Here is a 5189-nt window from a genome sequence, read left to right on the forward strand (position 1 = left end):
AGTTTGCATTGAAAAATCCTCCTCCATTGGTGCCAAACTCTTTTATTGCTTCCTGGGAGGCTACCGGTCCCATTGCAATTGTCTGTTGTCCTGTAGAGCCATATCCTGTAGCCTGGACATAAGGGTCAAGATTCTGGATAACACCCTGGGAAGCTAGAACTAAGGCAAAAATAAAAGCTATCGGAAGAAGAATGTAAAGAGTACAGCGAGTCATATCCACCCAGAAATTCCCTATTTTATCGGTAGAATGGCGGGTAATTCCTCTCATTACTGCAATCGCTATACAGATGCTTGTAGCAGCGGAAAGGAAATTCTGGACTGTAAAACCGACCATCTGGGTAAGATAGCTTGCTGTCGTTTCACCGCTGTAGACCTGCCAGTTTGTATTGGTGACAAAACTGACCGCAGTGTTGATTGCAGTGAAAAGATCAAAAGCCCCGAATTTTTCTGGGTTAAAAGGAAGAAAACCTTGAAGAAGAAGCAGTGAGAATAGAATTACAAAACCTATACCATTGAATACGAGCATGTTCCGGGCGTAGCCCTTCCAACTATCTTCTTGGTCAGGATCTGTTTCGATTAATCTGTAGATTGTTTTTTCTATACGACCCGGTATTCCACGGGATAGTTCTCCGGAAAAGACCCGGACGAAGAAACTGCTTAAAGGTAATGCTATCCCGGTAACAATGACCAAAAAGAGGATGAGCATTATAGTATCAGAGGTTATATTCGGTGTTGCCATTTGTAACCAACTACCAAAATTCCTTTGCAAACTTTAATATAGAAATAAGCCAGCAAAACAAAAATCAAAAAAATTCAATGTTTATACTTATCTATTCGCTGTCAAAAATCTCAAATTAGTATTATACATGTTCTTAGTTCGAAAGTGCAATTTCTCTGAGGTAAGAGTCCCAGAAGTAGTATTTTCGACCACGCGTGCAACAAAATGACCCTTTAATATAACTATAAAATATAAAAGTCTTTTCATCAATAAATAGTAGTTTCTAAAAAACATAAAACTATAACTTAATAAACCGAAAACCATACGAAAAGAGAGATTAAAGCAGAATAATTAAATTCTTTTTTGCATGTGGTAGTGTAGTGAAAGTTCTGTAATACATAATAGTGAGCTCATCCCAAAACAACTTTATTCTTAAATCAGTAAGTCTTCAGAATTATTTCCGTGACAAAAAACTCTATTACTTACAAATATAGATAATAAAAGGGGAGTCAGGTATGAAAAGTACTGTTTTCAGGAAGATTATGGTTGCAACCGATGGTTCAGAGCTAGTAAAAAGAGCAGTTGATTTTGCAATTGAAATTGCAAAGTTGGCTGAGGCAAAGCTGTATGCTGTACACGTGGTCGCATTGGGAAGTGATTTGCTAGTTCCTTCCAGAGATAAGGAGTGGAAAAGAACAATTGAGGAACAGCTCACAATAGAAGGTAAGAAAGCAACAGCCTATGTCGAAAATGCCGGAAGAGCTGCAAACGTTGAGGTTGAATCCATAATCCTCAAAGGAAACCCTGCGAATGAAATTCTTGAATTCGCGGAAAGAAACGACATTGACCTTATTGTTATGGGCACACATGGAAAAACTGGAATCCAGAGATTTTTTATTGGAAGCGTATCTGAAAATGTAGTTAGGCACTCGGAAAGAGCGGTACTTGTTGTAAAAGGAGAATCTGAGGATTTATTATTAAAGGCTCTGATTAAAAGTGAGGAGCAGACACAATAATGCATTTAGCAGTATCGTTTATACTTCAATTCTCATAGCAAAATAAAGGAAATAGTGAGATTTAAAACTGTTAAATCGATAATTTGAAGTTTTTATTATTATACAGCCGTATTAGGGATTTTGCATTCTAAATCCACTCTGATTGGCAAAACTACAAAGGGAATGCATTTTGCATATAGCTTCTTCTGTGATGCAAATACAGTATAGTTATGGAGCCATCTTGAAAGTATTGTTTCATTCGGAATGACAATTTGCCCACCAAAGAATACAGCATTGGGAAACTTCTTTAATACATCTGGTGCTAGCTTTGTAATCTCATCAACAACGTCAGTACCGATTGTAGTATAACTTTCGGCATAATAACCATATGATGAAACCAATTTTACGTATTTATCTACATCTCTATTTATCGTAATTTGAAGTCCTTTAATTTCGTCTACTCCTTTGAATACTCCTGCATCAATTACTCCAATCTGTACAAATACAAAATTCTTGTATACTCCACCAAACAATTCAAATATACTGGACAGCGCAAGCATTCCTAAACCGTTAAAACCGTTTACAAGCAATACAGCAGTCTTATCTTCGAGGTTGACCTTTCCAGGGGTTTCATTTTTAACTATGTATATATTTGATGGATATACGATTATCTTGGCGTTCAATTCTGCAATAAGCCCTGAGACATAGTCATAATGGCGTCTTATGACAAGAACAACTCCAGCAAAGGCTCCGATAATAAACAGTGTTATCCAGCCCCCTTCACTGAACTTAACCAATATCACTGACATTAATATCACAACTGTCATTATCAGGCCCACACCATTGACAACTAATCTCTTCTTCCAGTCTTTGACCTTCGCTTTAGCTTTCCACCAATGGCGTACCATTCCTGCTTGGGACAGAATAAATGTTATGAAAACTGCAATGCTATAAAGAACTACGAGATGTGCGACCGATCCTTCTGTAAGAGAAACCATAATTAAGGCTGAAATACCCATTATTAATACGCCGTTTTGTGTCACAAATCTATCACTCAGGGTTGCAAACTTGGTAGGAACCCATCGGTCTAATGCCATGTTTGCCAAAACTCGTGGACCATCTATAAATCCAGTCTGTGCTGCTACGAACAATAGACCTGCTTCGGAGATGAGAGTTGCTATTACAAAATAAGTACCAAAAATTCCCCAGGGCTTTGTTACATTCTCAAATAAAACTGCATTTAGAGTCTTTCCAGGTTCATGAGCAACGTTGTAAAGTACGTAAGAAATCAGCAGTCCTGCTGCCATGAATGCCAATGAAATTGCCATGAGATTCATAGTTCTCTTAGCAGTCTGAACTCTAGGCTCTCTCATTACAGGTACTGCGTTACTCACAGCCTCAATACCTGTATATGTTCCTGCCCCCATACTATATGAATGGATGATGATTAAAAGCAACCCTGAAAGCCCTACTCCAGATATTACATTGTGGACATCAGTACTAGTATTACTCACTACTGTCGGCAGATTTGCTGAATGGAAATAAAGGGCATATATTATTAAGATGACATGAGCAATTAGAAATAATGCAAATATTGGAATTAAAAATAACACTGATTCTTTTATTCCTCTCAAATTCAATAAAATAAGTACAATGATCACAAAAAATGCAATTTCTAATTTTAACATTTGCCAATTTGCTGGCAAAAAGCTTAATACAGCGTCCACACCACTTGCTATAGAAATGGAAATTGTAAGGACATAGTCTATCAGAAGTGCACAGCCAGAAAGCATTCCAAGAGATGGGGACAATAATTTGCTTGCAACTAAATATCCACCACCACCAGTGGGAAATAATTCAACGATTTGTGAATAGCTAGTACTGATTACAAAAATTGTCAATATAATGCTGATTGCCACAAATATGGCAAGATAAAAATGTTCTCCCAATGCTAGATACGCTTCCTGGGGACCATATGATGAGGAAGACATCGCGTCAGATCCCAGACCAACCCATGCAAAGAGTGAGATTAAGGAAAGTTTATGAAAAATACTTGAATCTAATGGATTACGAGGTTTTCCAATAATAAAAGTCCTTAATTTCTTAATATACTCTGGAATATCTTGCATTCTTATCCCACTCTTGAGTTTAAAACAAAATCGCTTGATAATAAATTATATAAGGGATAATATAATATTTTGCTCCTTATTAATAAATTGCCTGACATCATAAGTTTCCATAAAGCTTAAAATAATTCTTTTTGGTTTAGGAATTAATGAGCAGCGTTTAAAAGTATCAAAGTGCGATCAAATAGCATTGGAAATTTTTCCTGAAAACATATATCAATAGAAGACCTAGGTTTTTGTAAGGATCGAAAACACAGAAGGTTATACGTCTAATCAATAGTTATCTGATCATATATCTTTTAAATAATTCGAAGCCACAATAGGAGTTAGTTTCCTCTTAATTGGAAATGTTTGAGTATTGGATCTCAAAGTTGCTGTCCACATATATTCAGGTTTGATATTGACAAAGAATGGGCAAGAGCATCTATTATGTCCGGAGGCTTCTCTGCTCATGGAAACCGTTATACATTTGATCTTCAAGTAGTAGGAAAGTACCGAAATGATGCGCTCTGCCCTGTTCATATATAGTGCTTATAGGCTATGCCCGTGTTTCCTCTCCAATAGAGGCGTGCACAAACCCTGAAGGAAATATTAGTATCAATGGCTTGAGATTCATTTTCACAAGATCGCCACCATTGTTGACTTCACCCACAATCAAATTTGCTTCGTGACGGTTATAAGCAGTTATGACAGCCTCAGCCCATCTATTAGGGACGTGCACCGTATAATCTCCAAGGACGTAAACTTGGCCGTCTGCACTTTTCCCTGCAACTATAATACCTGTATCGTCTGAACCCACTTTGCTTGTGACTGCAGGATCAACGCCAACTACGACATAGGACAATTGAGGAATCTGTCGGACTCTGTTATTATCAATATCTGCTCTTTTCCAGAGATCATCTGGATTATCATTTAGAAAGAAGCCTTCAAGTTCCTGTCTGCCAAGACAGGTACCTTCATATTTTGAGATAATGGTTGAGATGAATACAGGAGAGAGATTTCTAAAATTATCTCGTGTAATGCCTCTAGTAGTTACTGTGCATTTGCGCTCCTGTTTATTTGTTCTATTCTCCAGCTCCATCAAAAACTTTGGAGGTCTGAGAGTGGAGGTTATCATACACAGTGGATTCTGGCCTAATCTCAATCCCATCAGAAGGTTATCAAAATTTTCTCAGCAAACTGCCATTTTGCCAGCTCATCACACCATAAATAGTCGGATTGCGGACCTCTGGCCTTATTTGGCTCAGATCCATAGAAAATGTGAGTTATAATCCCATTGGACCAGACCAATTTTTCTGAGAGGGAATATACTCAGGATATAAATCTGCAGGAGCACAGGAGAGAATCCCA

5 protein-coding genes are annotated in these 5189 nt (G+C 37.6%); 1 reads left to right on the top strand and 4 read right to left on the bottom strand.

Going from position 1 to position 5189, the window contains the following annotated elements; genetic code table 11:
• Positions 1-739: potassium-transporting ATPase subunit KdpA (locus tag BP621_RS00370; RefSeq protein ID WP_292387086.1), on the bottom strand; the 739-nt coding region annotated here is incomplete at its 3' end.
• A gap of 494 nt (positions 740-1233) precedes the next feature.
• Between BP621_RS00370 and BP621_RS00375 the strand changes: the two genes are divergently transcribed.
• Complete coding sequence (locus BP621_RS00375; RefSeq protein WP_292387088.1) at positions 1234-1734, top strand: universal stress protein; 501 nt, start codon at positions 1234-1236, stop codon at positions 1732-1734.
• Positions 1735-1832: 98 nt separating this feature from the next.
• Here the strand turns inward: BP621_RS00375 and BP621_RS00380 are convergent, their stop codons facing one another.
• From BP621_RS00380 to BP621_RS17160, 3 genes are all read right to left on the bottom strand, one after another.
• On the bottom strand, positions 1833-3842 hold the full coding sequence (locus BP621_RS00380) for an amino acid permease (RefSeq protein WP_292387091.1): 2010 nt from the start codon (positions 3840-3842) through the stop codon (positions 1833-1835).
• Positions 3843-4377: 535 nt separating this feature from the next.
• Entirely contained in the window at positions 4378-4989 is a 612-nt protein-coding gene (locus BP621_RS00385) for a hypothetical protein (protein WP_292387094.1), read from the bottom strand.
• On the bottom strand, positions 4989-5129 hold the full coding sequence (locus BP621_RS17160; RefSeq protein ID WP_394339273.1) for a terminase large subunit domain-containing protein: 141 nt from the start codon (positions 5127-5129) through the stop codon (positions 4989-4991). Before BP621_RS17160 ends, BP621_RS00385 begins: the two co-directional genes overlap by 1 nt.
• Positions 5130-5189: the final 60 nt, after the last annotated feature.

The sequence above is a fragment of the Methanosarcina sp. UBA5 genome, assembly GCF_002505485.1.
Classification (GTDB): domain Archaea; phylum Halobacteriota; class Methanosarcinia; order Methanosarcinales; family Methanosarcinaceae; genus Methanosarcina.